The sequence below is a fragment of the Salipiger sp. PrR007 genome (genome assembly GCF_010499845.1).
GTDB lineage: Bacteria > Pseudomonadota > Alphaproteobacteria > Rhodobacterales > Rhodobacteraceae > Salipiger > Salipiger pacificus_A.
On the sequence record NZ_JAAGOZ010000092.1, the window covers coordinates 1 to 1832 of the forward strand.

Sequence of the window (1832 nt, forward strand, 5' to 3'; positions counted from 1 at the left end):
GCCCGGTGGCCTTGATCTCGACAAGCACCTCGCCGGCCTTTGGCCCGTCGAGTTCCACGTCCATGATTTCGAGTGGTCTTCCGGCCTCGAGAGCCACGGCTGCACGGGTTCGCATGCAGTCTCCCTCCTGAATGAGATTTCTTCTTCCGACGCGCTGCGGCGGTTGGGGGGAGTATGGGTGCGCCGTCGCATACCGCTCAATACAGCCAATGGTGGGTATTCCCCGAAAGCCCCCGAAAGCGCAGCCTGCCACATAGTCGAAGCGCCGAAGGCGCCGCGACGGCAGAGGGAGAAAGACCATGACAAGACACGCGTTTCTTGCCGCGGCGACGGGGCTGGCGCTGACAGCGTCCGTTGCCGGCGCCGCCGATTTCTCGGACCCCAGCTGGCCCTGCGTGCAGCGCAAGGTCGAAACCCTCTCGCCCGGCCTGATGTGGCCCGAGCCCCTGCCCGATGCGAAGCTCGAGGGCACCAGCGGCGCGGCGGCGCGCGAGCTCGCAGAGCTGCTGGCGCTGCGCCGCGTCGATCTCGAGACCGCCCGCACCGAGCTGGCCGCCTTCACCGAGGCCGAGGGGGACGCGATGCCGCTCATGGCGGCGGTCTTCTCGGGGGTCTTCGACCGGCTCTCGCACCGCCGCACGCGCATTCTCAAGGGCATCGGGAAATTTTCCCTCGGGCAGATCGAGCTGTCGGAAAAGATCGACGCCGCCCGCGCCGAGATGGACGCGCAGATGGCCCTCGAGGCGCCCGATTACGACCGCGTCGACGCGCTCGAGGCGCAGATCGACTGGGACCAGCGCATCTTCACCGACCGCCAGCACACGATCCGCTACCTCTGCGAGACGCCGCAGCTTCTCGAGCAGCGGCTCTACGCCATCGCCCAGCTGCTGCACGAGGCGGGCAAGGCCGAGGACCCGGCGGACGGCGGCTGACCGCGGCCGCCTCCGGCGGGCTCACTCCCACTCGAGCTCGGTGAAGGCCACGGTGGCGTTGCGCGCGTTGAACGCGTCGAAAAGCTGCCAGCGGTCCCGCTCCTCGCCGGCGATATGGGTGACCGCTTCCGACAGCCGCTCCCCCGCCGCCACCGCCGCCGCCGCGTCGCGCGCCAGAAAGTCGAGGTAGCGCCGTACCGGCGCCGCACCCCCGGGCCAGTCCAGCACCGGCCCGCCATGGCCCGGCACGACGCGGGCGGCCTCGAGCTGCGCCAGATCTCCGAGCACCCGCTGCCAACCGCGCAGGCTGCCGTCGAGCGGCGGGATGTGCCCGTCGACCACGAGATCCCCGGCAAAGAGCGTGCCGGTCGCCGTGTCGAGCACCGTGAGGTCGGTGCCGCTGTGCGCCTGCGGCCAGGCGCGCAGCTCCAGCTCACGCCCGCCGAGGTCGAGCAGGGCCCGCTCGGCCACCTCCCGGTCGACCCGCGGCACCCCGGTGCCGAGAAAGGCCTCCGCCCCGATCAGAGCCTCGAACCTTTGCAGGTAGGTCTCCTGCCGCCGCGCCAGCGCCTGCGGCAGGCCTGCGTGGGAGAGCACCTCCGCACCGGCGAAGACCGAGGCCCCAAGCACGTGGTCCGGGTGCACATGGGTCAGCACGACGTAGGCCACCGGCAGATCGCTGCGCGCGCGGATCGCCCGCCAGAGCGCCTCGCCCATCCAGGCCGCCGAGCCGCTGTCGATGACGGCCACCGCCCGCGTGCCGATGACGAAGCCGAGGTTGGCCGTATCGCCGCGGTTGGCGGCGTCCGGCTCGGCCACCGCGCCGCGGTGCACGAAGACGCCGGGGGCGACCTCGGTCACCGCCAGCGCCGCGCCGGCGGGGCGGCACGCGGCGCCCGC

2 protein-coding genes and 1 pseudogene are annotated in these 1832 nt (G+C 71.9%); 1 reads left to right on the forward strand and 2 read right to left on the reverse strand.

The window, feature by feature from the left end; genetic code table 11:
* Positions 1-115, reverse strand: a pseudogene (locus G0Q01_RS24580) (S-(hydroxymethyl)glutathione dehydrogenase); the annotation flags it as partial.
* A 184-nt stretch (positions 116-299) separates the two neighbouring features.
* Between G0Q01_RS24580 and G0Q01_RS24585 the strand changes: the two are divergent.
* Complete coding sequence (locus G0Q01_RS24585) at positions 300-932, forward strand: hypothetical protein (protein WP_164188502.1); 633 nt, start codon at positions 300-302, stop codon at positions 930-932.
* Positions 933-953: 21 nt separating this feature from the next.
* Here G0Q01_RS24585 and G0Q01_RS24590 read toward each other — a convergent pair.
* Positions 954-1832: quinoprotein relay system zinc metallohydrolase 2 (locus tag G0Q01_RS24590; RefSeq protein ID WP_164213949.1), on the reverse strand; the 879-nt coding region annotated here is incomplete at its 5' end.

Excerpts from the sequence above, each read along its gene's own strand:
- G0Q01_RS24585 (WP_164188502.1), top strand. The coding sequence starts at position 300 with ATGACAAGACACGCGTTTCTTGCCGCGGCGACGGGGCTGGCGCTGACA.